The following is a 25,677-nucleotide window of genomic DNA, read 5'->3' as shown; positions in this document are numbered from 1 at the left end:
TTCGCCATGTCTTTTTTCGAAAACCTGCAAGCACAGACCGCCAGTGAGCGCGAAGCGCTATTCAGTGTCCCGGTGATCCGCGATGCCCTGGGTGGCGTGGTCAGCCTGGAGGGTTATGTGGCCTTCCTGACCCAGGCCTACCACCATGTGCGTCATACCGTACCGTTGATGATGGCCTGTGGCGCCCGTCTGCCATCGCGTCTCGAGTGGTTACGTGGCGCCGTGTGCGAGTACATTGAGGAGGAATACGGCCACGAACGCTGGATCCTCAACGACATCGCCGCCTGTGGCGGTGACCCGGACAAGGTCCGCGATGGGCGTCCCGCGTTGCCGATCGAGTTGATGGTCGCCTTCCTCTACGACTTGATCGCACGGGGTAACCCGGTGGGGCTGTTCGGCATGGTCAATGTGCTCGAGGGCACCAGCATCGCTCTGGCCACCCAGGCTGCCGGCAGGATACAGGGTAGCCTGGGGCTTGCGGACAAGGCTTTCAGCTACCTCAGTTCCCACGGCGCCCTGGACCAGGATCACATGGTGACTTACCGCGGCCTTATGGATCGCCTGGACGACAGTGGCGATCAGCAGGCGGTGATCCATGCGGCCAAGGTGGTATACCGCCTGTACACCGAAATGTTCCAGCACTTGCCACGGGCAGGCCAGAGTGAGGTGCGGCATGCGCTTGCCTGATTGCGTGGTGGTGTTGACCGGGGCCAGCGGCGGAATCGGCCTGGAGCTGGCCGAGCAGCTGTGTGCCGCCGGCGCCCGGGTGCTGGCCGTAAGCCGACACCTTGGCCAGCTGGCGCAGTTGATGAACCGTTATCCGCAGCAATTGCGCTGGCAAGCGGCTGACCTGCGCTGTGCCCAGAGCCGCGAGGACGTGCTGGCGGCGGCGCGGTCCATGGGTGGTGTCAACGTGCTGATCAACGCTGCGGGGATCAATCGCTTCGCCTTGCTCGACCAGCTTGACGAGGCGGCTCTCGACGAGCTGCTGGATATCAACCTCAAGGCCGCACTGCAGCTGACCCGTGCCTGCCTGCCGCTGTTACGCGATCAGCCTCGGGCCCTGGTGGTCAACGTGGGCTCTACCTACGGCTCGATCGGCTACCCCGGCTACGCCGCCTACTGCGCCAGCAAGTTCGCGCTGCGCGGCTTTTCCGAAGCACTGCGCCGCGAGCTGGCCGACACCCCGGTGAACGTGCTATATGCCGCGCCACGAGCAACGCGCACGGCAATGAACAGCAATGCCGCCACGGCGCTCAACCAGGCACTGAAGGTCGGCGTGGACCAGCCGCGGGATGTGGCCCGCGCGGTGCTCGATGCGGTCCAGTCCGAGCGCAGCGAGGTGTACCTCGGCTGGCCGGAAAAACTCTTCGTGCGTTTGAACGGCATGCTGCCGGGGTTGGTTGATCGTGCCCTGCGCAAGCAACTGCCGCTGATTCGTCGTTTTAGCGCCCATCCGGGCAAGGAGTCAGGCAAATGAAACGTCTGCTATTGGCCGGTGTGCTGGCCTTTTCGCCCCTTGTCTGGGCCCTCGACCAAGCCGGCAACCAGCGCCTGAGCGAGGTGCAGCAGCGCTGGGCGCAGATTCAGTACCAATTGCCCGAAGCGCAGCGCGCCAAAGCGTTCGAGGCGCTGGCCGTGGAAGCGGCAGGGTTTGTCCGTCAATACCCGGGGTCGGCGGAACCCTTGATCTGGGAGGGCATCGTCAACAGCAGTTGGGCTGGCGCCACAGGCGGGCTCGGCGCGCTGGGTAAAGTCAAGGCCGCCCGTGCCAGCCTGGAAAAGGCGTTGGCGCTGGACCCCAAGGCCCTGCAAGGGTCGGCCTACACCAGCCTGGGGGCTTTGTACGATCGGGTGCCGGGCTGGCCCTTGGGGTTCGGTGACCAGGACAAGGCCGACGCGATGCTGCGCCAGGCCCTGGCGATCAACCCCGACGGTATCGACAGCAACTACTTCTGGGCCGACCACTTGTACCGGCAGAACCGCTACGGTGAAGCCCGTGCTGCCTTGGACAAGGCCCTGCACGCCGCGCCGCGGCCAGGACGCGCGCTGGCCGACCAGGGCCGGCGCGGGGAAATCGATGCTTTACTCAAGGCCATCGAGGACAAACAGGACTGAGCATGCGCCTGCTACTGGTTGAGGATGACGCCGCTTTGGGCGAGGGAATCTGCGATGGCCTGCGGCTGGAGGGCTACACCCTCGACTGGTTGCAGGATGGCCAGAGTGCGTTGCATGCGCTAGGCGTCGAGAGCTTCGACGTGCTGGTGCTGGACCTGGGGTTGCCGCGTCTGGATGGCCTGGAACTGTTGCGTCGGCTGCGCGCCGCGGAAAACGCCATGCCGGTGCTTATCCTCACCGCGCGCGACGGGCTGGAGGATCGCATCGCGGGGCTGGATGCCGGTGCCGACGATTACCTGGTAAAACCCTTCGACCTCAACGAACTCAAGGCCCGCCTGCGCGCGCTGCTGCGGCGCAGCGCAGGCCGCGCCCGGGTGCTGATCGAGCATGCCGGCGTGAGCCTGGATCCGACGACCCAGCAGGTGCGCTACAACGGCCAGCCAGTCGTACTCACGCCCAAGGAGTATCTGCTGCTGCACGAGTTGCTTGCCCAGCCGGGCAAGGTTTTCACCCGTGAGCGCCTGACCCAGTTGCTCTATGGGTGGGACGAGGAGCCTGAGAGCAATACCCTTGAAGTCAATATCTACCAGTTGCGCAAGAAGCTATTCAACGGCCTGATCCGCACGGTGCGCGGTATCGGCTACCTGGTGGAGGGGCGCGCATGAGTTCGTTGCGCCAGCGCACGCTGTGGCGGGTCATGCTGTTGCTGCTGGTCGGCAGCGGTCTGCTGGCGCTGTACAACTACCACGACAGCCGCCATGAAATCACCGAGGTCTACGATGCCCATCTGGCGCAGAACGCTCGCCTGCTGCAGGGGGTGATGAGCCTGCCCGTGCACGAGCAGAACCGGCAGGCGCTGTACCAGGCGTTCGACGAGGCGCTGAGCAAGGCGGGGCGGCACCGGGTCGGCCATCCCTACGAAAGCAAGCTGGCCTTCCAAGTGTGGGACGACCAGGCCACCTTGCTGGTGCATACACCCAGCGCGCCCGCTTTCGCGGTGCCACCGAGCACGCCGGGGTTTTCCGACATGCTGGTTCAGGGGCAGCGTTGGCGTGGTTTCGTGCTGCCGGTACCGGAGAAGCACTGGCTGATCTGGGTGGGGGAGCGCAACGATGTTCGCTACGACCTGATCGACAGGATCGTGCGCCACACGCTGATGCCGTTTCTGCTCGGCAGCCTGGCATTGGCGCTGCTGGTCTGGGCGGCCATCGGCTGGGGACTGCAGCCGTTACAGAACATGGCCCGGGTGATCCGTGGCCGGCACGCCGAGTCCCTGGAACCTCTGCAGCTGGTGCCGTTGCCCAAGGAACTCGAGCCGATGCAGGCGGCGATCAACCGGTTGCTTGCGCAGATCGAGCAATTGCTGCGCCGAGAACATCGTTTCATTGCCGATGCCGCCCACGAGATGCGCACGCCGCTGGCGATTCTGCGCCTCCACGCGCAGAACGCCCAGGCGGCCACCGGTGAGGCTGAGCGCGACAAGGCGCTGGGGTATCTGATCGGAGGCGTCGACCGCCTGACCCGGGTGGTCAACCAACTGCTGACCCTGGCCCGCCTTGAACCTCGCCTGGCGCAGCGCAACTGGGCCGCAATCGATCTCGGTGTACTGGCCACCGAAACCCTGGCAGAGCTGACCCCGTGGATCCTCGAACGCGGTCAGGAGCCCTCTCTGGAGATCGCCGAAGGCGTTGATTATCGCGTGTTCAGCGATGCCGGTGCCCTGGCCATCGCCTTGCAGAACCTGGTGACCAACGCGGTGGATCATTCGCCCCCTGGGGGGCGGGTGCGTGTCGCCTTGCGCCGAGATGCACAGGTGTTGGTGGTGGAGGTCCAGGACGAAGGCCCCGGTATCGAGTCGGCGGACCTTGAGCGGGTATTCGAGCGCTTCTACAGCAAGGACACGCCCAATGGTGCCGGCCTGGGATTGTCGATCGTGAGCACCGTCATCAAACGCCTGGACGGTAGTGTGCAACTGCGCAACGCCTCGCCGCGCGGGCTGTGCGCCACCCTGCGGTTGCCGGCGGCCCAGAGCTGATCAATGGCGTTGTGCGATCTGGATCAGGTTGCCGCAGGTGTCGTCGAACACGGCCACGGTGACCGGGCCCACGGGGGTAGGTGACTGGGTGAAGTGCACGCCCGCCTTGCACAGCCTTTCATATTCAGCCTGGATATCGCGCACGCCGAACGAAGTGGCGGGAATCCCGTCCTGCTTGAGGGCGGCCTTGTAGGTCTTCGCCGCTGGATGGGCATCGGGCTCGAGCAGCAACTCGACGCCATTGGGGTCATTGGGGGAGGTGAGGGTGAGCCAGCGGTACTTGCCCATGGGGATGTCGTGCCTGGGCTCGAAGCCCAGGACATGGTGGTAGAAGGCATGGGCCTTGGCCTGGTCGTCGACGAGGATGCTGGTGACTACGATCTTCATGGGTATCCCTCTTGCGGGGCATCGTGCACCTGATACTGGGGGAGTATAGAAGAGGGGCCTGATTCATGGGGGCTGCTGCGTGAACGTTGGTGGCGGCCTGCCCCCAGTGCAGTCGATGCGGTGCGGGCACTTGCGGCCCTTGGTGCGTCGTCAGCATTTCACCAGATCGAACAAAGAACGCATCGCCCGTGTCGCCATGCGACGCATCACCGGCGCCTGCAGGCGTTGCGCGGGACCACCGGCACCCAGCGCGGCCACCACCTGGCCGCGCAGGCGCAAGGGCAGGGCGAAGCAGTGCAGGTCCGGGCGCGAGGCGGCAAGGTCAAGGGCGAAGCCTTGGTTGGCGACCTGGTGCAGTTCCTGGGCAAGGGTTTCCGGAACCGCTCGAGTGCGGAACAACTGCCTGGCCAACTGACGATCATAGGCCAGCAGCACTTTGCCGATCGCTGAAGTGGCCAGGCCATCGCGACGGCTGTCCAGCGGCTGTTGCAGGGACAGGCCGCGGCTATCCAGCGCCGCCAGCGTTAGATAGGCTCGGGTGCCCCCGGGAACGGCGAGGAAGCAGTTTTCGCCACACAGTTCGGCGAAAGCACGCAATGCTGGCGTGAAGGCCTGGCGCAGGCGCTGCTCGGTCTCGTTCAGCGGCTGAGCCAGCTGTCGCAGGCGCAGGCCGAGGGCGTAGAAGCGCTGCTCGCGGGTGACATAGCCAAGCGAGATCAGCGTGTCGAGCAGGCCATGGATGGTGCTCTTGCCCAGGCCACTGCGTGCTGCGAGGTCGTTCAGGCGTGCCCGACCGCCTTCGGCGCGAAGGAGTTCGAGCAAGCGCATGGCGCGCTCCAGGGACTGTATCTGGCGAGGGTTGGTGGTCATGGGTGATCCCGTTGTGCAATGGCTGCGCATTGTGCCTGCAATCGTCGCAGCGTGCAGGCGCAGCGCAGTGCAAGGTTCGACAATGTCGAACTGCGGCGCTTTTGTGGGACCAATACAGCCTCTGGCTGATTCCGCGCCGTAGACTCGCCGGCAAATCCAACCAGCCAGAGGAATCAGTACATGGATCTGCAACTGCAAGGTGCCCGAGTCGTGGTCAGCGGCGGGACGCGCGGGATCGGCCGGGCAATCGTCGAATGCTTCCTCGGCGAAGGCGCCCAGGTGGCCTTCTGCGCCCGGGACGAGGCCGGAGTAAGCCAGGCCGAGGCGCAGTTGAACGGGCACGCCTGGGGCAGGGCGGTAGACATTACCGACGCCGACGAAGTCGAGGGGTGGATCGCCGCCGCCGCCGAACGCATGGGCGGGGTTGACATCGTCGTGCCCAACGTCAGTGCCCTGGCCCATGGCAGCGAGGCGGCCGTATGGCGGCAGGCCTTCGAGACCGACCTGCTGGGCAGCGTGCGGCTGGTCACGGCGGCGCTGCCCTGGCTCAGGGAGTCCGCGCAAGCGGCGGTGGTGCTGATTTCCAGCGTGTCCGGGCGCGAACTGAGCAATTTCGACGAACCCTACGGGGTGCTCAAGGCTGCCCTGACCCACTATGGCAAGACGCTCTCGGCGCGTCATGCGGCAGAGGGCATCCGGGTCAATTGCGTGTCCCCCGGCAATGTCTACTTCGCCGACGGTGTCTGGGGGCGTATCGAGCAGGAGCAGCCCCAGGTGTTCGCCCGCAGCCTGGCGGCCAACCCACTGGGGCGCATGGCTCGACCCGACGAGGTGGCGCGAGCCACAGTGTTCCTGGCCAGTCCCGCAGCCAGCTTCATCACTGGCACCAACCTGCTGGTCGACGGTGGCCTGACCCGCGGTGTGCAGTTCTGATGACAGCCAGAGCCTGTAGCGAGGTGAACCGCGGTCCTGACCTGACAGACGGCACAAATGCCTAATGCGAAAGTGATATCAGATCGCTTGCAGGCCTTGGCCGCCGATCTATGCTCAGGACATCCGTGGAATCAGGAGGCCCGGCTCATGTTCGAGTATCATCGCAAGTCCGATCTGGTCGAGATCCAGCGCTGCCGGCAGGCCCTGGCGGGCATGGAGGCGAAGCTGGCAGCGATCAGCCGCTCGATGGCGATGATCGAGTTCACGCCGGATGGCACGATCCTCGAGGCGAACGAACACTTCTGCAAGACCATGGGCTACAGCGCCGACGAGTTACGTGGCAAGCACCACCGGCTGTTTTGCGACCCGACCTATGCCAAGAGTGCCGAGTACCAGCAACTGTGGCGCGAGCTGGGTGAGGGCAAGGCTATCGGCGGTACGTTCGAGCGCCTGGACAAGGCGGGGCGCGAGGTGTGGCTGGAAGCCAGCTACATGCCGGTGATCGACGAGCGCCAGCAGGTGACCAGCGTGATCAAGGTGGCCTCCGACATTACCCGCCACGTGATCGAGGAGCACGAGAGCGAAAGCCTGCTCAAGGCTATCGGCCGTTCGATGGCGGTGATCGAGTTCACCCCGGCTGGGCGAGTGATCAAGGCCAACCAGAACTTCCTCGACACCATGGGCTATCGCCTGGAGGAAGTGGTCGGGCGCCACCATGGGCTGTTCTGCCTGCCCCATGAACGCGAATCATCCCAGTACCGCGATTTCTGGGCGTCGCTCAACCGTGGCGAGTACCATTCACATCGCTTCGAGCGGGTCAACAAACAGGGCCAGACGGTTTACCTCGAGGCTTCCTACAACCCGATCTTCGACAACAAGGGCCGGCTGTACAAGGTGGTGAAGTTCGCCAGCGACATCACCCATCAGATCAGCACCCAGCAAACCGCCGCCGACGCCGCCCATGCCAGCTCGGTGCAGACCGATGCCTGTGCGCGCAAGGGTACCCAGGTGGTGCAGCAGGCAGTCGAGGTGATCGAGCAGATCTCATGCGAGCTCAATGATGCCGCCCGTACCATCGATGCCGTGAGCAAGCAGTCCGAAGTGATCGGGCAGATCGTCCTGACCATCCGTGGCATCGCTGACCAGACCAACCTTTTGGCGCTCAATGCCGCCATCGAGGCGGCCCGGGCCGGGGAGCATGGCCGTGGCTTCGCCGTGGTCGCCGACGAGGTGCGCAACCTGGCTGCGCGCACCAGCAAGGCGACCCTGGAGATCGTCGAGGTGGTGCGACAGAATCATGACCTGTCGTTGACCGCGGTGGCCAGCATGCAGTCAAGCCTGACCCGCACCGGCCTGGGCGTGGAACTGGCCAATGAAGCCGGTACGGTGATCATGGAGATCCAGGAGGGCTCAAGGCACGTGGTGGACGCCATCAGCCAGATCAGTTCGACCCTTCAATTGCACTGAGGCTCTGACGCAGTTCGAGCTCCAGGGTATGCAGGCTTGCCCGTAACTGGGCGAGCCCCTTCTCCACCGGCTGCCCTTGGGCGATGGCCTGTTCCAAGGCCTCGCAGTCCTGCCTTACGCCCTTGACCTTGAGCATTCGGGCGCCGCCCTTGACCCGGTGGACGACCGGGGCGAGGGCGGCGCCCGACGGGTTGTCACCGAGCGCGTGCAGCGCCTGCAGATCTTCGGCACTGCTTTGCGCCAACTGCTCCAGCAGGCGCTTGACCAGCCGATCATCGTCCTGGGTGAGGTGGCGCAGTTGCGCCAGATCGAAGCCGCTGGCGCGGGGTGCCTCGGTGGCCAGCGGCAGGCAAGCCTTGAGCGCCTGCAGGCCGATCGGTTTGAACAGGCACTCATCCATGCCGTTGTCCAGGCAGCGCTGGCGCTCCTCGGCCTGGGCATTTGCCGTCACGCCAATGATTCGAACCGCGGGCAGGTTTGCCTCGCGCTCCCGAGCGCGTATCTGCCGGGTCAGCTCATGGCCGTCCATGACCGGCATGCTGCAGTCGGTGATGACCACGTCGAAACGGCCGTCCTGCCAGAGTGACAGCGCGGCCTTGCCCTGCTCGGCGAGGGTCACCTGATGCCCGAGTGAACGCAGTTGCTTGTCGAGCAATAGCAGGTTGGCGGGGTAGTCATCGACGATCAGGACCTGCAGGGGGCCTGCGCCGGGTTCGATCAAGGCATTGCCGGTTGTTTCGGTGCCAGGAGGCGCGGCGCCGGGCAGTGTCAGGTGCACTGCAACCTGGGTCCCCAGCCCCTCGATGCTGTTCATGTTCAGTTCGCCTCCCATCAGCTCACACAACTCGCGGCTGATCACCAGGCCGAGGCCGGCGCCCTGGCGCGCCTGCCGGCCATCGACCTGGGAAAAGGAGGTGAACAGGCGGGCCTGGTCAATGCTGCTGATACCCACGCCACTGTCCTTGATCTGCAGCGTGATCTCGAACATGCCGCCGTCGACCGGAGCGATGGTCAGCGACACTTCGATATGGCCCTGATCGGTGAACTTGATGGCGTTGCTCACCAGGTTCGACAGAACTTGCTTGAAGCGCAGCGGGTCGACGAGCAACCAGGTGGGCAAGTCGGGCAGCAGCGCGGTCATTACCAGCCCTTTCAGGTTGGCGCTGCCTTCGAACACCCGCAGGGTCGAATGGATCAGCGCGACCAGGTCGCAGGCCACGGGTTGCAGCGTCATATGGCCGGACTCGATACGCGAGATATCGAGCACATCGCCGATCAGGTCGAGCAGGCCAAGTGCCGAACCGTGAGCCGCCTCCAGCGCCTGGCGGTCGCTATGACCGTGCTGGCTGTCTTCAAGCGCCATCTCGAGCAGGCCGATCACCGCGTTCATCGGAGTGCGGATCTCGTGGCTCATGACCGCCAGGAAGGTACTTTTCGCCCGGCTCGCCTGTTCGGCATCGTCCTTGGCCTGACGCAGCTGTTCGAGCAGGCCGCGGCTGAGCGCCAGTTGCTCCTGCAAAGCGCGCTGGGCTTCGCTGCGCTGGTGGATCAGCTTGCGCAGGTAGGTATTCCAGAACACCACGCCAGCCAGCAACAGGGCGGCCAGAACCAGTACCTGCAGGGCCAGGGTGCGGTAGTTGCGCCAGGGGATGTCGCTGACGGCTGCGTTGGTTCGCCATTGACTGACCAGTTGTTCCAGTTCGTCAGGTGGAATGCTCAGCAAAGCCTTGTCGAGGATGGCCTGCAACTGCGGCTGCGCAGGACCCACGGCGAAAGTTGCCAGGGCCGGCTCATCACCGTACAGGCCGGCAATGCGCAGGCGGTCCTTGAACACCTGGTTGATGAAATAGCTGGCGTTGATGTGCGAGCCAAGGGCGACGTCGGCATTACCATTGGCCACGGCCTCCATCAGTTGCAGGGGGTTTTCCACTTCTACGATCCGCAGTTCGCCGTACTCGCGTTCCAGGCCTTCGCGCAACGGTGAACCGCGCAGCAGCGCCACTCGCAGTCCTTTCAGTGGTTGCTGCGGTTCCAGGGGCGGGGCATCCCGCCGTGTGACCACTACCCGCGGGCTGATCATGTAGGGTCGGGTGTAGCGCAGGCGTTGCGCGCGGTGCTCGCCGTAGCCGATGGCACCGATCATGTTCGCCTTGCCTTGGGCGACCTGCTCGACCATCTCCTCGAAAGACTCCGATTCGACCACCTTGAAGCGCAACCCCGTGCGCAGGCCGATACGCTCCAGGAGGTTCAAGGCGATACCCCGTGGTTGCTGCTGGGCGTCGGTGAAGCTCAGGGGCGCCAGCGTGGTGTTGATCATCACGCTGACCTGCCGGTGTTGCGCGATCCAGTCTCGCTCCTCTTGGGTCAAGGCATCGAGGCGGCGGTCGAGCAGCAGGCTGGTGCTGCCTCCGGCCCAGCGGCGCAGGATGTTGAGCCGTTCGCTGTCGGCGATGCGCCCGAGGGCGAGGTCGACCAGTTGCAACAGGCGCAGGTTGTCCTGGTTCAGTGCAAAGGCAAAGCTGCTGGCCGGGGCCTTGACGAAGTGATCGACCTTGACCGTTTGTTGGAAACCCTTGGCGATTGCATAGTCGGTACTGATGGCATCACCCAGGTAAGCGTCGGCCTGTCCCAGGGCCACGGCGGCGACCCCGGCGAGGGTCGAGCGATACAGCTCCAGCCGGGCGCGGGGATAGAGGCGACGCACCGCCTGAATGGGCAGGTAGTGATCCACCATGGCAAGGCGCAGCTCGGCCAGGTCGTCACCGTCGCGCAGGGCCTGGTTCTTGCGCGTTACGATGACCGGTAGGTCGTCGGCATAGGGCAGGCTGAGGGCCAGGTGCGCATCATTGGCTTCGAAAGCATTGGAGCTGCCTAGCAGGTCGATCTCGCCAGCGCGCAGCGCCGCCAGCGCCTGCTCGCGGCTTGGATAACGGCGCACCTGGACCGGCACGCCCAACTGCTCGCCGATCAGGCCGGCATAGTCCGCGCTCAGGCCTTCGTAGTCGGACTGACTGTTGTTGATGTCGAAGGGGGGGTAGTCCGGGCGCGAGCTGCCCAGCACCAGGCGTCCACGCTCTGCAAGCCACTGACGGTCGGAGGCGGCGAGCGTCAAGGGAGGCGCCGCGCTGAGGGCGCGGGCCAGAAGATGTCGGGATTCGCTGTGCGCTTCGCTGTGCGCGGGAAGTGCCGGCAGCATGGCCAGCAGCAGGCACAGCAGGGCGCCCTTGTTCATGACTCAGGCCACGTTGTTGCGTTTGGCCAGGTCGACCATTTCCACCAGCGACTCGACCTTGAGCTTTTCCATGATCCGGCCGCGGTAGGTGCTGATGGTCTTGGCGCTGAGGTTCATCTGTTCACCGATCAGTTTGTTGCTCTGGCCGGCGCTGAGCCGACGCAACACTTCCATTTCGCGGTTGGACAGCAGTCCCAGGCGCGACGTCTCGCTTTCCAGGGTATTGCTGTTGACTGCCATCTGCGGAAAGGTCGAGTAGCCCTTGACCAAGGCCTTGAGGGCAAAGACCAGGGCATCGAGGTCTTCGTCCTTGTTGACGAAGGCCGAGATGCCGGCGTCCATGCAGCGGCGCACGTAGAGATCGGCGGGCTGGCCGGTGAGTGCCATGATCCGCGGCGGAGGGGCGATCAACTTGAGACGCTTGATCACCTCCATGCCGTCGAGGTCCGGTAGGCCGATGTCGAGGATGACCACGTCTGCCTTGGTTTGCTCGGCCAGGCGTGCGGCCTCTTTGCCTTTGCCGGTTTCGCCCACGACGGTGAAGCGTTCGCGTTCAAGCAGTATGCGTACGGCGAGCCGCACGATGTGGTGGTCATCGACCAACAGCACGGATGTCATTCAGGTAGCTCCTGTCAAAGTGCATCCCGCTTCCAGCCTTGTCTTCAAGGTTCCGGGCCGCGGACTTGCTGGGCAGCGCGCACCTTACGGATATTCAGCACCCTTGGTAATAGGCGAGTATAGGGGTGTTGAAAAACCCGCGCCAAGATGTGGAAAATTCCTACAAACAAGGTTCGAGCACAGGGGCTTCAGGCGCAGGGTGCGTGGGGCTTGAGTACACGGAGTGCGGAGGCGGGATTGTTGCCCAGTACCTTGCCCACGCGGGTTGGGCGCGTCACCAGTTGGCCGCCGCAATTTGGGCAGCGATCATGGAAGTGCTGCGCGTTGCAGGCACGGCAGAAGGTGCACTCGAACGAGCAGATCAGCGCATCCGGGCTTTCAGGTGGCAGGTCGGTGTCGCAGCATTCGCAGTTGGGGCGCAGGTCGAGCATGTTCAGGGCTTCCATCCAGTTGGAAAGCCCAGTGTGCGCCGCCGCTGCCCGCTCGGCAATCGCTTCACGGGCCGGGCCGATAGAGGTGGGCGTGGCCGGCGCGATACAGGGCGGATTCGGCGAAGGGGGCGTCGCCCAGGACATGCCCGACGAGGATCAGCGCGGTGCGTCGGAAGCCCTTGGCGGCCACGCGTTCGGTGATGTCCGCCAGGGTGCCCTTGACCCAGTCCTGATCTGGCCAGGTGGCGCGATGGACCACGGCGATGGGACAGTCGGTACCGTAATGCGGCAGCAACTGTTCGACGATCCGCTCCAGATGACGTACGCCCAGGTGAATGGCCAGGGTGCTGCCATGGCGGGCCAGATCGGCCAGCTGTTCACCGGCCGGCATCGGCGAGCTGTCGCCGTAGCGGGTGAGGATCACCGTCTGCGCTACGCCTGGCAATGTCAGCTCACAGCCCAGCAGCGCGGCGCTTGCGGCGGTGGCGGTGACGCCGGGGACGATCTGGTAGTCGATGCCCAGCTCACGCAGGTGGCGGATCTGTTCGCCGATGGCTCCATACAGGCTGGGGTCGCCGCTATGCACGCGGGCTACATCCTCCCCGTTGGCATGTGCCTGGCGCATGGCCTCGATGATCTGCTCCAGGTGTAGCTCGGCGCTGTTGAGCACGGTGTGCGCCTGGTGCCCCTCGAGCACCGCAGCAGGTACCAGGGAGCCCGCGTAGATGAGCACGGGGCATTGGCGGATCAGGCGTTGGCCCTTGACCGTGATCAGCTCGGGATCGCCGGGGCCGGCGCCGATGAAATAGACCGTCATGGGGGGTCCTTGCAGGTAAAAGGAGCGGATTATCCGCCGATGGCCAGGGCCAGGGTAGCGCCTCGTAACCCCTGCCTTGGTACGCGCAGGCGCGGCTCGGTGCCGCTGCGCCCGGCCAGGGCCAGCGCCGCGCTTTCGGCCACGCCCCAGCAGCCGGTCTGCGCGTACGCTATTGTCGAGCGCTGGCTGAGCAGCGGTTCGAAGGTTGCCAGGTGGCTGCTGTCGAAGCAGATGAACGGCAGGCCGAGCCGTTCGGCCAGCGCCAGCAGGCCAGGTTCGCGCGCCTTGGGTTCGATGCTGGCAATGGCCTTGAGGGCCGACAGAGGCAGGGCGTGGCTGGTCAGCGTCTGGCGCAGCAGCACGGCGAGTGTTTCGACCGGGCAGCCACGCCGGCAGCCAAAGCCGGCATATAACGCCGGCGGGCGAGCGAGGTCGCGCATCAGGCCTGACTGGAGCGGCGGAACAACCAGGCGCTGAGCAGGCCCAGGGCCAGCCAGAACGCGGCGTTGGTCAGCCAGGATGCGATCTTGAACTGGGTTTCCAGCGCTTCGGGGGCCAAGCTTTCATGAACCGCTGGTTGCGGCGCGCCGATCAGGTGAGGGACTACCAGCAGGGCGACACCCAGCACCTTGAACAGCCAATGGTGGGCGAAGACCAGCAGCGCCAGGCCCGCGGCGGTGGCGGCGGCGGTGCCGATCCACCAAGTCTGGCGCTGGCCGAGGTCGGCGGCGGCTGTCCCCGGAAGTTCCGGTGGCAGACCCAGGGTCGGCGCCAGGCAGAACACGGCGAAGCCCGCCAGGCCCCACAGCGCACCGGTGGCCACTCGGCCTGGGGTGCGCAGGCTGTACAGGGCGGCGAGAATCAGAGCGAAGCCGACGGCTACCACCAGGTTGCCACCGGTAGTGGACAGGACCCGCTGCCAGCCATCTTCGGGCGCCCAGGCCTCGGCGCTGTGCTCATGAGGTGCTGCCGCCTCGCCGTGCTCATGGTGTTCGACGGCGGGGGCGGCGGTTTCATAGGTTTCCGCCTGGAGAATCAGCGGGGCGACCCAGAAGCTTTGCAGCAGGGTCAGCAGCAGGGCGGCGAGCAGGCCGCTGAAACCCGCGGTACGGGCGATGCGCGTGATCATGCGGGCGTACTCAGTGGCAAGGGAAGGCAGCGCTGTGGCGGGTGTCGTGGGCGGCGTTGTGCACCGCCTCGATGTGCGAGAAACCGGCGAAGTACACCAGGCACAGGCCCAGCAGGGTGGCGCCGACCGCGACGATCAGGCGCTGGCTGAGGCTGATGGGGGTGGCGATACTGGATTTGGCGTGGGTGATGGGCATGACGCGTCCTCTGCTGCTTTTGTTGTGGCAACGGGCAGGCGCGACGCCCCCAGGCACGGTTGGCCCAGGTGATACGACAGCGCCCGCCCACCGCGGGGTGTTCTGCAAGCATGTCAGGCCGGTCTCCGGGCTGGCGAGGTGGAGTGGGGCTCCATTGGTCAAGCATCACCTTCCCATGCCATGCGGGGGCACAGTGGTCTGGATGCTTCTCTCGCTTACCGTTGCGGGGGCAGCACCGGCCTTGTCGTCCCTCTTCAAAGGGCGCGCGACGCACCGGTTTCCCGTTTCACCCCCGTTGGGGGCACCTGAACGCAATGCGTTAGCAAATCACGGGGCCGGGCCTGCGTCAATCGCTGTGGCGGTTGACCGTCAGGCAGGCACTGCGTAGCCTTGCCGGTTCGAGGTTCCCGGGCGTTGGCCCGGGCTAAGACGGGAACGCGGTACAAGCCGCGGCTGCCCCCGCAACTGTAGGCACTGATGAAGGATCGGCATAGCCACTGCGCACGCGCGGGAAGGCGCCATCCCACTGGCTGAGAAGGCCGGCGGTGCAAGCCAGGAGACCTGCCTCGCAACGTTTTCGACTTTCAACCGGGCGGGGTGATCCGGTGGCGAACCAGCCAGGGCGACTCGACCCGGGGCTGTCGTCCTGCATGCCCGCGCCACTGCTGCCAAGGGCATTGCGACATGAAAACACTGGCCAAGCTTCCCGTCACCATCGTCACCGGCTTCCTCGGCTCGGGCAAGACCACCTTGCTGCGCCATATGCTCGACAACGCCCAGGGCCGCCGGATCGCGGTGATCGTCAACGAGTTCGGCGAACTGGGTATCGATGGCGAGATCCTGAAGCAGTGCAGCATCGGTTGCTCAGAGGAAGAAGCCAACGGCCGTGTCTACGAGCTGGCCAACGGCTGCCTGTGCTGCACCGTGCAGGAAGAGTTCTTCCCGGTGATGCGCGAGCTGGTAGCGCGCCGCGGCGACCTCGACCATATCCTTATCGAAACCAGCGGCCTGGCCCTGCCCAAACCCTTGGTGCAGGCCTTCCAGTGGCCAGAGATCCGCAACGCCTGCACGGTCGATGCGGTGATCACTGTGGTCGACAGCCCGGCCGTGGCGGCCGGTACTTTCGCCGCCTATCCAGACCAGGTCGACGCCCAACGAAAGCTCGACCCTAACCTGGACCACGAATCGCCGCTGCATGAACTGTTCGCCGATCAGCTGGCCAGCGCCGACCTGGTGGTGTTGAACAAGGCCGACCTGATCGATGCCGACGGCCTGGCCAAGGTCCGTGCCGAAGTGGCCGAGGAACTGCCGCCGGCGGTCAAGGTGATCGAGGCAAGCAGTGGTCGCCTGCCGCTGGAAGTGTTGCTGGGCGTGGGCGCCGAGTCCGAGGTACATATCGACGGCCGCCGCACCCACCACGACAGCCACCACGACGGCGACGATCACGACGACCATGACCACGACGCCTTCGACTCTATCTCCATCGACTTGCCCGAGGCTGACGAAAGCCTGTTGCTCGACGCCTTGACACAACTGGTCACCGAGTTCGGCATCTTGCGCGCCAAGGGCTTCGCCGCCATTCCCGGCAAGCCGATGCGTCTGCTGATCCAGGGCGTGGGCACCCGTTTCGACAAGCATTTCGACCGCGCCTGGCGCAGCGAGGAAGCACGGATCACCCGCCTGGTGCTGATCGGCCAGGACCTGGATGCTGCACGCCTGCAAGCGCGTCTGCGCCAGGCCCTGGGCGCCTGACCCATGCACCTGCTGCGGACCCAGCCGGGCGGTTTTGTGCCGGACGACAGCATCGCCGACCTCGGCCAGACCCCTGCCGAACTGGTGATCCTCTGCAGCGGTGATTCGCACCTGGCGCTGCTCGCCGAAACCGCCGAGCAGTTGCCGGCGGATTTCCCCAGCGTGCGCCTGGCTAACCCGATGCAGGTGCAGAACCACGCCTCGGTCGACCTGTATGTCGACCAGGTGCTGCGCCATGCCAAGGTGATCCTTGTGTCGCTGCATGGCGGCGTCGGTTACTGGCGCTACGGTGTCGAACAACTGGTGGCGTTGGCGGCGCAGGGCGTGCAATTGATTCTGGTCCCCGGCGACGACCGGCCCGACCCGGAGCTTACCGGGCTGGGCACGGTACGCGGCGAACAGGCCGAGCGCCTCTGGCATTACTTGCGCCAGGGCGGCAAGGCCAATGCACTGAACCTGTTCAACTGCCTGGCCAGCCAGTGGCTGGGGCGCGCCTACCCCTGGGACGAACCGCAGCCTTTGCCGCGCACGGTGGTCTACCACCCGGGCAAGGCTAGCGCCTGGCTCGAGGATTGGTACGCCGAATGGCACCCGGAGCACCCGGTGGCTGCGCTGTTGTTCTACCGTTCCCACCTGCAGGCGGCCAACACCGCGTTCATCGATGTGTTCTGTCAGCGCCTGCAGGCGTGCGGCTTGAATCCGTTACCGATCGCCGTGGCCAGCCTCAAGGAGCGCGCCTGTCTGGAACAGGTCGAGACCTGGCTCGATGAAGTGCAGAGCGAGGTGGTGATCAACACCACTGGCTTTGCCCTGTCCAGCCCCGAACAGCCCAATCTGCGACCGCTGCGTCGCGACGTGCCGGTGTTGCAGGCGATCTGCGCCCAGGACAACCAGCCCGGCTGGGAGCAGAGCGAGCAGGGCCTCGGCGCCCGCGACCTGGCGATGCACATCGCCTTGCCCGAGCTGGACGGGCGCATCATCACCCGGCCGGTGAGCTTCAAGGACCTGGCCTGGCGCAGCGAGCGCAGCGAGTCCGACGTGGTCTGCTATCGCGCCCACCCCGAACGCATGGATTTCGTCGCCGAACTGGCGCGGCGCTGGGTGACACTGGCGCGCCTGAACAATCAGGAGAAGCGCGTGGCCCTGGTGCTGGCCAACTACCCGACCCGCGACGGGCGCATCGGCAATGGTGTCGGCCTCGACACCCCAGGCGCGGCGTTGAATATCCTCAAGGCCCTGCAGGCGCAGGGCTACCCGGTAGCCGGCCTGCCCGACAGCGGCACCGAGTTGATCCACCAGTTGCTTGGCGGTGTGACCAACGACCTCGATCATCTTGACCAGCGCCCTTGCGCCCAGAGCCTAGCCCTGGCCGACTACCACAGCGCCTTCGCCGCGTTGCCCGAGGCCAACCAGCGCGCCGTGCTGGAGCGCTGGGGGCCGCCTGAGCAGGATCCGATGTTCCGCAGCGGGCGCATGATGGTCGCTGGCCTGCGCTACGGCCTGACCTTCGTCGGCATCCAGCCGGCGCGGGGCTACCAGGTGGACCACAGCGCCGTATACCACGACCCGGACCTGGTGCCGCCGCACGGCTACCTGGCGTTTCACTTCTGGTTGCGCAACGGCTACGCCGCCGATGCGTTGATCCATGTCGGCAAGCACGGCAACCTGGAATGGCTGCCGGGCAAGGGCGTGGGGCTGTCCGCCGAATGTTGGCCGGATGCGTTGCTCGGGCCGTTGCCCAACATCTATCCATTTATCGTCAATGACCCAGGCGAGGGTGCCCAGGCCAAGCGACGTACCCAGGCGGTGATCATCGACCACCTGATGCCGCCATTGACCCGCGCCGAGACCTACGGCCCGCTGCGCCACCTGGAACAGCTGGCCGACGAGTACTACGAAGCGCAGTTGCTCGATCCACGTCGCGCCAACGAGTTGCAGCGCGACATCCTCGCACTGGTCAAGGCCAACCACATCGACCGCGAACTGCAGCTTGAAGGGCAGCTGGAGGATGCTGCGGTGTGGTTGCCGCGCTTGGATACCTACCTGTGCGACCTCAAGGAGTCGCAGATCCGCGATGGCCTGCATGTATTCGGCCAGTCGCCCCAGGGGCGCCTGCGCAGCGACACGCTGCTGGCCCTGGTGCGGGTGGCTCGGGGAGATGGCAAGGGCGGCAATGCCAGCCTGATTCGCGTGCTGGCCAAGGCCTTGGCGTTGGGCTTCGATCCGTTGGACTGCGACCTGGGGCAGGCCTGGGACGGGCCGCGCCCGGGCCTGCTGCTGCAACTTGACAACAGCGCATGGCGCACCTGTGGTGATACCCGTGAGCGTCTGGAGTGCCTCGCGCTGACATTGATCGAGCAGGCATTGCAAGGGGCTGTGGCGTTGCCGGATGAAGACGGCTGGGCACCGGTGCGCGAGGTCTTGCAGGCACTGGTCGAACGGGTCGCGCCGGACCTGGACGCCTGTGGCGCCGCCGAGATGGACGGCCTGCTGGCCGCACTGGCCGGGCGTTTCGTCCCGGCAGGGCCCAGTGGCGCACCCAGCCGTGGCCGCCTGGACGTACTGCCCACCGGGCGCAACTTCTACACCGTCGATGTGCGTAACCTGCCGACCACCACGGCCTGGCGCCTGGGGTTTGCCTCGGCCAACCTGATCCTCGAGCGCCACCTGCAGGATCACGGCGACCACTTGCGTCAGCTGGGCCTGTCGGTGTGGGGCACGGCGACCATGCGCACCGGCGGCGACGACATCGCCCAGGCCCTGGCGCTGATGGGCGTGCGCCCGGTGTGGGCCACCGGCAGCCAGCGGGTCGACGACTTCGAGATCCTGCCATTGAGCCTGCTCGACCGGCCGCGGGTGGATGTGACGCTGCGAGTGTCGGGTTTCTTCCGCGACGCCTTCGGCAACCTGATCCGCCTGTTCGACGCCGCCGTGCAGGCGGTGGCCGCGCTGGACGAGCCGGACGACCTGAACCCCCTGGCCGCACGGGTGCGCGCCGAGCGTGAAGTGTTGCTCGGCGCCGGCATGGAGCTGGAGCAGGCGGCGCGGCAGGCCGGCTGGCGGGTATTCGGAGCCAAGCCGGGGGCGTATGGCGCCGGCGTGCAGAACGCCATCGACGGCCGGCTGTGGCACAGCCGCGACGACTTGGCCGAGGTCTATCTCAACCATGGTGGCTACGCCTACGGCGCCAGCGACGAGGGCACACCGGCCCGCGCCGCGTTCGCCCAGCGCCTGGCGCAGGTGCAGGCCGTGCTGCAGAACCAGGACAACCACGAGCACGACCTGCTCGACTCCAACGACTACTACCAATTCCAGGGCGGCATGCTGGCGGCGGCCGAAACCCTGGCCGGTACCGCGCGAGCCAGCTACCACGGCGATCACAGCCAGGCTGACCGGCCGCGGGTGCGGACCCTGAAGGAAGAACTCAACCGAGTGATGCGTGCCCGCGCGCTCAATCCGAAATGGATCGACGGCGCCAAGCGTCATGGCTATAAAGGTGCGTTCGAGCTGGCGGCGACGGTCGACAACCTGTTTGCCTTCGACGCCACCACCCACCTGATCGACGACCATCATTACCAGGGCCTGGCCGACGCCTATGTGCTCGACCCGGCCACCCGTGACTTCATGCGCGAGCACAACCCCGAAGCCCTGCGCGACCTTACCGAGCGTTTGCTGGAAGCCCAGCAGCGCGGGTTGTGGCAAGAACCGGGCGACTATCGCGAGAGCCTCGAGCAGCAGTTGCTCGCCGGCGAGGAAGACAGCTGAACATGAGCGAACCCGTACAATTCCCCCTGGCCGCCGTGGTCGGCGCCGACGACCTCAAGCTTGCGCTGTGCCTGACGGCGATAGACCCGAAGATCGGTGGCGTGTTGATCGAAGGCCCCCGGGGCATGGCCAAGAGCACCCTGGCAAGGGGCCTGGCCGATTTACTGGGCGACGGCCCGTTCGTGACCCTCCCACTGGGGGCGACCGAGGAGCGGCTGGTCGGCACCCTCGACCTCGATGCCGCGTTGAGCCAAGGCCAGGCGCGGTTCTCGCCGGGTGTGCTGGCCCATGCCGACGGCGGCGTACTGTACGTCGACGAAGTCAACCTGCTGCCCGACCCCTTGGTGGACCTGCTGCTGGACGTGGCGGCCAGTGGTACCAACCGTATCGAGCGCGATGGCATCTCACATCGGCATGCCGCCCGGTTCGTGCTGATCGGCACGATGAACCCGGAGGAGGGCGAGCTGCGGCCGCAACTGCTCGACCGGTTTGGCCTGAACGTGGCCTTGGAGGGCCTGCCCGCGCCCGAAGCACGGCAGCAGATCATCCGCCGCCGCCTGGCCTTCGACAGCGACCCACAGGCATTCTGTGCCCAGTGGGCGCCTCAGCAGGCCGCACTGCGCCAGCGTTGCCAGGCCGCGCGCGAGCAATTGTCGTCGATCGCCCTGGATGACCAGGCCCTGGCCTGGATCACCGAGCGGTGTTTTGCCGCCGGGGTGGACGGCATGCGTGCGGATCTGGTGTGGCTGCGGGCTGCACGGGCTCACGCCGCCTGGCGTGGCAATGCAGTGATCGAGGAAGCGGATGTGGAAGCGGTTGCCGAATTCGCCTTGCGCCATCGTCGTCGCGCTCACGCACCGCAGGCGCAGGCCGCCACGGCGGGCGAGCCACCTCGGCCGCAGCAAGCGCAAGGCGGGCAGGGTGACTGGGGCGCCTTGCCGCCCCAGCCGATGGCGACGGGCGCACGCCGCGAGGTGCCGAACTGGGCAAAAAAGCCCTGAGCATCCGCTCGCGCCATGCCCAGGCGGCGGATGCCAAGCCCCGTGTCGGCAATTTGACAGGTAGTGCCCGGGGCCGCCCGCGTACGGCCGAGAACGGCCGCATCGCTTGGCTGACGACCTTGCTCAAGGGGCGCCCGCGCCAGCATCGCGACCTGTGCTGGCAACAGCGCCAGGCCCAAGCGCCGGAGCTTTGGCTGGTGATCGTCGATGCATCGGCTTCCACCCGCCGCAACCAGGCACTGACACAAGCCAAAGGCCTGCTGGCCGGATTGTTCGATGAAGCCTATCGGCAACGGGCGCGCCTGGCCTTGCTCACCGTCAGTGGCGACAAGCCGCAATGGCAGCTGCATGGTCTCAAGGCCTCGGCGGCACTGCAGCCGTGGTTGCAGGGGCTGGGGGCTGGCGGTGGCACGCCGTTACCAACAGCGCTCGAGGAGGCGCGCCAGTGGTTGCTGGCGCGGAGCAAGCGCCTGCCCCTGGAGACCCAGCGCTGCCTGGTACTGACCGATGGCCGCCTGCTGCAGGAAGCCCCAATGCAGCCGTTACCGTGCAGCACGTTGTTGGTGGACATGGAACGGGCGGCGGTGCGAGTAGGCCGCGCACGACAACTTGCCGAACAACTGCATGCCGAATACCGGCATATTGAGCAGTTCAGCGTGGTCGATTGAGCATGTAACTGCGACAGGATGTCGCAATTGAAAAGTTATATTCGTGGTCTCTGAAAGTTGACCAAGTGCGTGGTAGCCACGCACTTGTTACAGGCTGCCTTGTTTATTTGGGCATCGACCAGGGTTGCAGGTCGTACCCTTTGCCGGACAGTTCGGCTCGCACTTCCTCGATCAGGCTGGCCCATTGCGCAGGGTCCGAGTAGACCCGCGAGGACACTTGCTTGCTGCCGATACGGGTGCTGGTCCGGTCGACCACTGCCAGGCTCAGTTCACCAGTACCGTTGGGGGCATCCCAGGCTACGCACTGGAAGGGTTCGAAGGCGTGGTCGGCGATCAGCAGTGCTTCGTTGACACGGAGCGGGGCGTTCATGGTTCGGTCTCTCTCATGGTCCCAAACAGCGAAATATTGTTCCGCGGTGTTATTCCTCAACAGGTTACAACGCGGGGTTATTTGTACTGATGCTCCAGGTCAGGGTTCAAGTCACAAGGCCGGTGATTTTTTTTATTGACGATCATTCGTCCTTGCGAGCCGCTGCGCCTATGACGTGCAAGGATGGAGATAATTCCCGAGTGGGCAGAGTGCGCGGCAGGCGGGCTGACCAACGGTAGTGGGGAGCGTCAAGTTAATTGCTACTGTTAATTCGGGCGTCGCAACTGTCTGTTTATAGGTAAAAAACCAATAACTGGCGCCAAGGAAAGGTCATGCTTGAACCTGCATCCCATCGCCGCCTGCTGATCGTCGACCCCTGCGACGATTGCCACCGCCTGTTGCCAGGCTTGCGCAGTGTCGGCTGGGATGTCCGAAGTTGCACGCTCGAGGCGGCGCTGGAGCAACCCTGCGATGTTGGCCTGGTGCGCTTGCAAGCCTCGCACCTGCTGCACCCCGAGGCGGTCAAGGACCTGATCAAGCGCAGCAATACCGAGTGGATCGCCGTGCTCAGCGCCGAGGAACTGCGCCTGCAGAATGTCGGCGATTTCGTCTGCGAGTGGTTTTTTGACTTCCATACGCTGCCGTTCGATGTCTCCCGGGTGCAGGTCACCCTGGGGCGTGCCTTTGGCATGGCACGCCTGCGCGGCAAGGGCACGGTGCGCGTCGATGAGCCCGAGCACGAGCTGCTGGGTGAAAGCCGGCCGATCCGCGAGTTGCGCAAGCTGCTCGGCAAGCTGGCGCCGACCGAGTCACCGGTGCTCATCCGTGGCGAAAGCGGAACCGGCAAGGAACTGGTGGCGCGCACCCTGCACCGGCAATCACATCGCCGCGACAAACCTTTTATTGCCATCAATTGCGGGGCGATCCCGGAACACCTGATCCAGTCCGAGCTGTTCGGCCATGAAAAGGGAGCTTTCACCGGGGCCCACCAGCGCAAGGTGGGGCGCATCGAAGCGGCCAATGGCGGCACCCTGTTTCTCGACGAAATCGGTGACCTGCCCTTGGAGTTGCAGGCCAATCTGTTGCGCTTTCTCCAGGAAAAGCACATCGAACGGGTGGGCGGTAATCAGCCCATCGCGGTCGACGTCAGGGTTCTGGCGGCCACCCATGTGGACCTGGAAAAAGCCATTGCCTTGGCGCGATTTCGCGAAGACCTTTACTACCGCCTGAATGTCCTGCAAGTGGTGACCGCGCCGTTGCGTGACCGGCATGGTGACCTGTCGATGCTGGCCAGCCATTTCTCGCAGTTTTACAGCGCGGAGACGGGCAGGCGGCCCCGCTCGTTCAGCGACGGTGCCTTGGCGGCAATGGGGCGGCACGATTGGCCGGGCAATGTGCGCGAGTTGGCCAACCGGGTGCGACGTGGCCTGGTGCTGGCCGAGGGACGGCAGATCGAGGCCCAGGACCTGGGACTGCAGGACCTGCAGGAGCAGGACCAGCCGCTGGGCACGCTCGAGGACTACAAGCATCGCGCAGAGCGGCAGGCGTTGTGCGATGTGCTGAACCGGCACAGTGACAACCTGAGCATCGCGGCCAAGGTGCTGGGTGTGTCGCGGCCGACGTTCTACCGGTTGTTGCACAAGCACCAGATTCGTTGAGCAACCACGCTGTCGATCGCGGGGCCTCAGCTCGATTGGGCAAGATGGCCGTCCGCCAGTTCCTCCACCGTCTCTGGCTCATCGGGCAGCGCGGTGATCACGCTGAAGTCGCTGACCTCCACTTCGCCGCCGCCATACCCCAACAGGTGGAAGGAAAACGCCTTGCGCACGGTGGGGTTGTCGAAATCGAACTGCATTTCCAGCGGCTCATCGGCCGTTACTCGAATCTCTTCGGGCAAGCCAAGCTGCACATCCTGCTCAAGCTCCTTGGCCTTGAGCCGGATGTACGCGGCGTGGCGCGGATCCAGCGCTCGTACCTTGAGACGTACCCGGGTGCGGGTGCCTTCGGGCATCTCCAGGTATTGCGCGCCGATCAGGTTGTCGGCCCAGTCATCCCTGATGCGCTCAGCCAGGGCGATGGGGGAGGGGCCGCCGAACTGGTAGCGCAGGTTGAGCGGAGTCTGCAGCAACGACTGGTCGAGGCCGGTGGCCAGCAGGCCGATCTGCGCTCCTAGGCCGTCGTCTCCACGGCCAACGAATTTGGCCTGGTCGGCAATGAAACCGGGGCTGGCATAGCGTCGGCAGCGCTGCTGGAAATCGCACTCGCTGAGGGTGCCCTGGCCATCGTGGTAGCGCAGCATGCCGTTGGTGTAGGAAATCATCTCGCGGCCACTGTCATAGTCGCGGTACAGCGAGCGCCCGGCCAACGCCGCAGGGATCGGCAGGGCGAAATAGTCGAGCAGGGAGGTGCTCAGGTCGACGTGGCCGTAGGTTCCCTGCTTGAGCCTGGGCAGTTGGGCCTGCTCCGGCGCGAGCGTGAGGTTGAAGCCCCAGGCCGAAGCCAGGCGCACGCCATCGATGCCGTGGGATTCGTCGGAGGTGACGATCACCAAAGTGTCTTCCAGCACGCCCTGGCGCTCGAGACCGTCGAGAAAACTGCCCAAGGCATCGTCCAGGTAGGCCACCGCAGCTTGCTTGGGCGTATCGAAGCGTTGCAGATAGGACTCCGGCGCCGAATACGGCTGGTGAGTGCCGACCGTGAGCAGGGTGAGCATCCAGGGTTTTGGTTGCTTGCGCAGCTCACCAACATAGTCGAGCGCACCCTCGAAGAACGCGCGGTCGTCCTTGCCCCAGGGGAATTCCAGGTAGTTGTCGTTAGCGAACCACTCCAGCCCATGCACCGTGTCGAAGCCGATGTGCGGCATGATCCGGTCCTTGGCCATGAAACGCAGCCCGGCGCCTTGCAGGTAATGGGTGGCGAAGCCGGCCTCGCGCAGCTGGGCCGGCAGGCAGGCCTGGTTGCGTTGCTGCTGGGTCAGCAGCTCGACCCCCTTGGGCGTGCCGTTGGCCAGCTTGTCGTAGTCGCCGCAGAGCATCGCGTACAAGCCGCGAATGGTCTGGTGCGTGTGCAATACATAGTCGGGAGTGTTCATGCCGCGCTCGGCCCACTGGCTGAGACGGGGCATCAGGTCCTGCTGGTAGTGGCTGCCCAGTGCCTCGCGGTTGGGACGCAGGTAAGCGCCGGGGATGCCCTCGACGGTGATGATCAGCAGGTTGCGTGCCTTGCCCGGGGCGTCGAGCAGCTTGACGCCATTGAGGTCGGACTGGGTCAGACCGGCGCTGGACAGCGCCGTGACTGCTGGCACCCGGCCCATACGGCTCAAGGCCTGATGCTGGACCTTGCCCACCGCCGTCGACAGCGCCTGGTGGGTGAGGCCGTATTGGCGCCATTGGTCAGCGTCCGAGGGCGCCAGCTGCTGGCCGCCCCAGTGCAGGCCGAACAGCGCCAGGGGCACGGCCCAGAGTCGCCGTGGCAATGGCTTGTTGGCGGGCGATCGCCATACGCTCGCCAGCCAGGCGCCGAGACCGGCGACCAGCAGGGCGGGGAGCCAGGCGTGGGCCAGTCCGCCGCCGGTTGAGTTCTCCATGAACTGCGGGTCGATCAGGTAGGTCAGGTCGTCGACCGTGGGCAGCCTGCCGACGGCGCTGACCAGCTCGGCGGATGCCACCCACAGGCCGCCCCAGGCCAACAGCAGCGGCAGGGCCAGCCACCAGGGGCGCCGCTGCAGGAGCAGGACCAACAGGCTGCCGATGGCGAGGTCGGACAGGTAGCCGAAGGGGTTGGACCAGCCCAGCAGGGCGCGCGCGGTCAGGGGTATCACCAGCACCAGGATTGCCAGGCTGGCAAGACGGGCGCGAGGGTGACCGAGCAGGTTGTTCACGAAACTTT

23 protein-coding genes, 1 pseudogene and 2 riboswitches are annotated in these 25,677 nt (G+C 65.5%); of the genes and pseudogenes, 13 read left to right on the top strand and 11 right to left on the bottom strand.

Annotated elements, in window-relative coordinates; genetic code table 11:
* Positions 1–6 precede the first annotated feature (6 nt).
* From LU688_RS15850 to LU688_RS15830, 5 genes are read left to right on the top strand one after another with little or no spacing between them, the layout of a single operon-like run.
* Positions 7–687 carry an iron-containing redox enzyme family protein gene (locus LU688_RS15850; RefSeq protein WP_023632524.1) on the top strand — a complete coding sequence of 227 codons (681 nt, stop codon included), beginning with the start codon at positions 7–9 and terminating at the stop codon, positions 685–687.
* A complete protein-coding gene (locus tag LU688_RS15845; RefSeq protein WP_038706280.1) occupies positions 674–1,480 on the top strand; it encodes an SDR family oxidoreductase in 807 nt (268 codons plus the stop codon). Before LU688_RS15850 ends, LU688_RS15845 begins: the two co-directional genes overlap by 14 nt.
* Positions 1,477–2,118, top strand: a complete 642-nt coding sequence (locus tag LU688_RS15840) for a tetratricopeptide repeat protein (protein ID WP_160290541.1) — start codon at positions 1,477–1,479, stop codon at positions 2,116–2,118. The genes LU688_RS15845 and LU688_RS15840 overlap by 4 nt, the downstream gene beginning before the upstream one ends.
* A 2-nt stretch (positions 2,119–2,120) precedes the next feature.
* Positions 2,121–2,783, top strand: a complete 663-nt coding sequence (locus LU688_RS15835) for a response regulator (RefSeq protein ID WP_038706279.1) — start codon at positions 2,121–2,123, stop codon at positions 2,781–2,783.
* Positions 2,780–4,153 (top strand): sensor histidine kinase, encoded by a 1,374-nt coding sequence (locus LU688_RS15830; RefSeq protein WP_023631651.1) that lies wholly within the window; start codon positions 2,780–2,782, stop codon positions 4,151–4,153. Before LU688_RS15835 ends, LU688_RS15830 begins: the two co-directional genes overlap by 4 nt.
* Here the strand turns inward: LU688_RS15830 and LU688_RS15825 are convergent, their stop codons facing one another.
* Entirely contained in the window at positions 4,154–4,540 is a 387-nt protein-coding gene (locus LU688_RS15825; protein ID WP_023631650.1) for a VOC family protein, read from the bottom strand.
* 150 nt (positions 4,541–4,690) lie between these two features.
* Positions 4,691–5,410 (bottom strand): IclR family transcriptional regulator, encoded by a 720-nt coding sequence (locus LU688_RS15820; RefSeq protein ID WP_201754825.1) that lies wholly within the window; start codon positions 5,408–5,410, stop codon positions 4,691–4,693.
* 180 nt (positions 5,411–5,590) lie between these two features.
* Here LU688_RS15820 and LU688_RS15815 point away from each other — a divergent pair, with 180 nt between their 5' ends.
* The 3 genes and pseudogenes from LU688_RS15815 (at position 5,591) to LU688_RS28015 (ending at position 7,810) form a co-directional block, all read left to right on the top strand.
* The gene (locus LU688_RS15815) at positions 5,591–6,343 is read left to right on the top strand and encodes an SDR family NAD(P)-dependent oxidoreductase (protein WP_160290540.1); all 753 of its coding nucleotides are present in this window, start codon (positions 5,591–5,593) and stop codon (positions 6,341–6,343) included.
* 57 nt (positions 6,344–6,400) lie between these two features.
* Positions 6,401–7,273 (top strand): annotated as a pseudogene (locus LU688_RS28020) (PAS domain-containing protein); the annotation flags it as partial.
* Positions 7,274–7,315: 42 nt separating this feature from the next.
* Complete coding sequence (locus tag LU688_RS28015; RefSeq protein WP_263160402.1) at positions 7,316–7,810, top strand: methyl-accepting chemotaxis protein; 495 nt, start codon at positions 7,316–7,318, stop codon at positions 7,808–7,810.
* On the opposite strand, the gene LU688_RS15805 is transcribed toward LU688_RS28015, so the two are convergent.
* The 7 genes from LU688_RS15805 to LU688_RS15775 all read right to left on the bottom strand — a co-directional run bounded on the left by LU688_RS15805 (position 7,785) and on the right by LU688_RS15775 (position 14,233).
* Complete coding sequence (locus LU688_RS15805; RefSeq protein ID WP_160290539.1) at positions 7,785–11,042, bottom strand: transporter substrate-binding domain-containing protein; 3,258 nt, start codon at positions 11,040–11,042, stop codon at positions 7,785–7,787. The genes LU688_RS28015 and LU688_RS15805 overlap by 26 nt on opposite strands.
* Positions 11,043–11,045: 3 nt before the next feature.
* Positions 11,046–11,660: a response regulator transcription factor gene (locus LU688_RS15800; protein WP_023630915.1), complete on the bottom strand. Its 615-nt coding sequence runs from the start codon at positions 11,658–11,660 to the stop codon at positions 11,046–11,048.
* Positions 11,661–11,848: 188 nt separating this feature from the next.
* Positions 11,849–12,091 (bottom strand): DUF1272 domain-containing protein, encoded by a 243-nt coding sequence (locus LU688_RS15795; RefSeq protein ID WP_094012014.1) that lies wholly within the window; start codon positions 12,089–12,091, stop codon positions 11,849–11,851.
* A 64-nt stretch (positions 12,092–12,155) separates the two neighbouring features.
* Entirely contained in the window at positions 12,156–12,908 is a 753-nt protein-coding gene (gene cobM / locus LU688_RS15790; RefSeq protein WP_023630917.1) for a precorrin-4 C(11)-methyltransferase, read from the bottom strand.
* Positions 12,909–12,937: 29 nt separating this feature from the next.
* Positions 12,938–13,348 (bottom strand): cobalamin biosynthesis protein, encoded by a 411-nt coding sequence (locus LU688_RS15785; RefSeq protein WP_038706276.1) that lies wholly within the window; start codon positions 13,346–13,348, stop codon positions 12,938–12,940.
* Positions 13,348–14,037, bottom strand: coding sequence for a CbtA family protein (locus LU688_RS15780; protein ID WP_038706275.1), 690 nt, complete (start codon positions 14,035–14,037; stop codon positions 13,348–13,350). Before LU688_RS15780 ends, LU688_RS15785 begins: the two co-directional genes overlap by 1 nt.
* A gap of 10 nt (positions 14,038–14,047) precedes the next feature.
* Positions 14,048–14,233 (bottom strand): CbtB domain-containing protein, encoded by a 186-nt coding sequence (locus LU688_RS15775; protein WP_023631330.1) that lies wholly within the window; start codon positions 14,231–14,233, stop codon positions 14,048–14,050.
* Between the two features lie 99 nt (positions 14,234–14,332).
* Positions 14,333–14,556: riboswitch (cobalamin riboswitch) on the bottom strand.
* A gap of 61 nt (positions 14,557–14,617) precedes the next feature.
* Positions 14,618–14,816, top strand: a riboswitch (cobalamin riboswitch).
* A gap of 101 nt (positions 14,817–14,917) precedes the next feature.
* Between LU688_RS15775 and cobW the strand changes: the two genes are divergently transcribed.
* Genes cobW through LU688_RS15755 form a run of 4 tightly spaced genes read left to right on the top strand, consistent with a single transcriptional unit; the run spans position 14,918 to position 21,419 of the window.
* Entirely contained in the window at positions 14,918–15,985 is a 1,068-nt protein-coding gene (gene cobW / locus LU688_RS15770; RefSeq protein WP_038706274.1) for a cobalamin biosynthesis protein CobW, read from the top strand.
* A gap of 3 nt (positions 15,986–15,988) precedes the next feature.
* Positions 15,989–19,750 carry a cobaltochelatase subunit CobN gene (cobN, locus tag LU688_RS15765; protein WP_160290538.1) on the top strand — a complete coding sequence of 1,254 codons (3,762 nt, stop codon included), beginning with the start codon at positions 15,989–15,991 and terminating at the stop codon, positions 19,748–19,750.
* Positions 19,751–19,752: 2 nt separating this feature from the next.
* Positions 19,753–20,751, top strand: coding sequence for a magnesium chelatase ATPase subunit I (locus LU688_RS15760; RefSeq protein WP_094012018.1), 999 nt, complete (start codon positions 19,753–19,755; stop codon positions 20,749–20,751).
* Positions 20,752–20,804: 53 nt separating this feature from the next.
* Complete coding sequence (locus tag LU688_RS15755) at positions 20,805–21,419, top strand: vWA domain-containing protein (RefSeq protein WP_160290537.1); 615 nt, start codon at positions 20,805–20,807, stop codon at positions 21,417–21,419.
* A gap of 103 nt (positions 21,420–21,522) precedes the next feature.
* Here LU688_RS15755 and LU688_RS15750 read toward each other — a convergent pair whose 3' ends face one another.
* Positions 21,523–21,789 carry a hypothetical protein gene (locus LU688_RS15750; protein ID WP_023631096.1) on the bottom strand — a complete coding sequence of 89 codons (267 nt, stop codon included), beginning with the start codon at positions 21,787–21,789 and terminating at the stop codon, positions 21,523–21,525.
* 332 nt (positions 21,790–22,121) lie between these two features.
* On the opposite strand from LU688_RS15750, the gene LU688_RS15745 reads away from it, so the two are divergent.
* Positions 22,122–23,447, top strand: coding sequence for a sigma-54 dependent transcriptional regulator (locus LU688_RS15745; protein WP_023631095.1), 1,326 nt, complete (start codon positions 22,122–22,124; stop codon positions 23,445–23,447).
* 26 nt (positions 23,448–23,473) lie between these two features.
* Here the strand turns inward: LU688_RS15745 and LU688_RS15740 are convergent, their stop codons facing one another.
* Positions 23,474–25,669: an LTA synthase family protein gene (locus LU688_RS15740; protein WP_160290536.1), complete on the bottom strand. Its 2,196-nt coding sequence runs from the start codon at positions 25,667–25,669 to the stop codon at positions 23,474–23,476.
* Between the last annotated feature and the right edge of the window lie 8 nt (positions 25,670–25,677).

The sequence above is a fragment of the Pseudomonas soli genome (assembly GCF_021283165.2).
Classification (GTDB): Bacteria; Pseudomonadota; Gammaproteobacteria; order Pseudomonadales; family Pseudomonadaceae; genus Aquipseudomonas; species Aquipseudomonas soli.
Note: the sequence above shows the minus strand (reverse complement) of the source record. Positions and strands in the feature narration are given on the sequence as shown.

Excerpts from the sequence above, each read along its gene's own strand:
- LU688_RS15835 (WP_038706279.1), top strand. The coding sequence starts at position 2,121 with ATGCGCCTGCTACTGGTTGAGGATGACGCCGCTTTGGGCGAGGGAATC.
- LU688_RS15750 (WP_023631096.1), bottom strand. The coding sequence starts at position 21,789 with ATGAACGCCCCGCTCCGTGTCAACGAAGCACTGCTGATCGCCGACCAC.
- LU688_RS15745 (WP_023631095.1), top strand. The coding sequence starts at position 22,122 with ATGCTTGAACCTGCATCCCATCGCCGCCTGCTGATCGTCGACCCCTGC.
- LU688_RS15850 (WP_023632524.1), top strand. The coding sequence starts at position 7 with ATGTCTTTTTTCGAAAACCTGCAAGCACAGACCGCCAGTGAGCGCGAA.
- LU688_RS15820 (WP_201754825.1), bottom strand. The coding sequence starts at position 5,410 with ATGACCACCAACCCTCGCCAGATACAGTCCCTGGAGCGCGCCATGCGC.
- LU688_RS15780 (WP_038706275.1), bottom strand. The coding sequence starts at position 14,037 with ATGATCACGCGCATCGCCCGTACCGCGGGTTTCAGCGGCCTGCTCGCC.
- LU688_RS15830 (WP_023631651.1), top strand. The coding sequence starts at position 2,780 with ATGAGTTCGTTGCGCCAGCGCACGCTGTGGCGGGTCATGCTGTTGCTG.
- LU688_RS15815 (WP_160290540.1), top strand. The coding sequence starts at position 5,591 with ATGGATCTGCAACTGCAAGGTGCCCGAGTCGTGGTCAGCGGCGGGACG.
- cobW (WP_038706274.1), top strand. The coding sequence starts at position 14,918 with ATGAAAACACTGGCCAAGCTTCCCGTCACCATCGTCACCGGCTTCCTC.
- LU688_RS15840 (WP_160290541.1), top strand. The coding sequence starts at position 1,477 with ATGAAACGTCTGCTATTGGCCGGTGTGCTGGCCTTTTCGCCCCTTGTC.
- cobM (WP_023630917.1), bottom strand. The coding sequence starts at position 12,908 with ATGACGGTCTATTTCATCGGCGCCGGCCCCGGCGATCCCGAGCTGATC.
- LU688_RS15845 (WP_038706280.1), top strand. The coding sequence starts at position 674 with ATGCGCTTGCCTGATTGCGTGGTGGTGTTGACCGGGGCCAGCGGCGGA.
- LU688_RS15805 (WP_160290539.1), bottom strand. The coding sequence starts at position 11,042 with ATGAACAAGGGCGCCCTGCTGTGCCTGCTGCTGGCCATGCTGCCGGCA.
- LU688_RS15800 (WP_023630915.1), bottom strand. The coding sequence starts at position 11,660 with ATGACATCCGTGCTGTTGGTCGATGACCACCACATCGTGCGGCTCGCC.
- cobN (WP_160290538.1), top strand. The coding sequence starts at position 15,989 with ATGCACCTGCTGCGGACCCAGCCGGGCGGTTTTGTGCCGGACGACAGC.
- LU688_RS15785 (WP_038706276.1), bottom strand. The coding sequence starts at position 13,348 with ATGCGCGACCTCGCTCGCCCGCCGGCGTTATATGCCGGCTTTGGCTGC.
- LU688_RS15775 (WP_023631330.1), bottom strand. The coding sequence starts at position 14,233 with ATGCCCATCACCCACGCCAAATCCAGTATCGCCACCCCCATCAGCCTC.
- LU688_RS15760 (WP_094012018.1), top strand. The coding sequence starts at position 19,753 with ATGAGCGAACCCGTACAATTCCCCCTGGCCGCCGTGGTCGGCGCCGAC.
- LU688_RS15795 (WP_094012014.1), bottom strand. The coding sequence starts at position 12,091 with ATGCTCGACCTGCGCCCCAACTGCGAATGCTGCGACACCGACCTGCCA.
- LU688_RS15825 (WP_023631650.1), bottom strand. The coding sequence starts at position 4,540 with ATGAAGATCGTAGTCACCAGCATCCTCGTCGACGACCAGGCCAAGGCC.